The following is a 695-nucleotide window of genomic DNA, read 5'->3' as shown; positions in this document are numbered from 1 at the left end:
GCGCAGGCCCCGCCGATCATGGCCACCGTCTCGGCGGGGGAACTGACCGGGGTGCTGCCAAAACCGAAGTAGATCGGCGGCTTTCCCGCGGCGATCCACGATGCGACCTCATCGTCGGTCTCGGCGGCCAACTCCAGGGTCAACGAACCCACGAAGGGGCGCTTGCCATTCCACTCCGCGGCCAGGCCGGGGAACATCGCCTGGTCGTAGGCCTGGATTTCGAGCGTTCCGCCGTCGGCCATCCGCTGCCACGCGGGAACCGTCGTGGGCGGCAGACCCAGCTCGCGGCGCTGCGCGTCCTCGTCCGCCTTGGTGAAGCGGGAATACAGCCACCAGCCCGCCGACAGCGTGGTGCGGACGATCGGCGCCGGCGACGGCAGAAACGGAACGCCGATCTGACCGTTGACCCGCACCGGGAAATGATGCAGCCCCGCCACCGGAATGTCGTAGTATTCCGCGACATTCGCCACCACCCCGTGGTAGGTCTGGCCCGTCAGCAGCAGGTCCGCCCCGTCGGCCAGCGAGGTAAGCGTCCGGCTCATCTCCGCCCAGCCCTCGACGAAAAGCGACTTGAAGGTGCGCATGAAGTCGGCCGGGTTCTGGGGCTTGAAGGCGTTGTGGGTGAAGTCGGCGACCGCCACCACCTGCTCGCGCGTGTCCGGCCCGTAGGAGACGGCAGGCATCCCGGCCGACTC

1 pseudogene is annotated in these 695 nt (G+C 68.5%); it reads right to left on the bottom strand.

Annotated elements, in window-relative coordinates:
- Positions 1–695, bottom strand: a pseudogene (locus tag A5706_RS35125) (hypothetical protein); the annotation flags it as partial.

The sequence above is a fragment of the Mycobacterium sp. E796 genome, from assembly GCF_001672815.1.
Classification (GTDB): Bacteria; Actinomycetota; Actinomycetes; order Mycobacteriales; family Mycobacteriaceae; genus Mycobacterium.
Note: the sequence above shows the minus strand (reverse complement) of the source record. Positions and strands in the feature narration are given on the sequence as shown.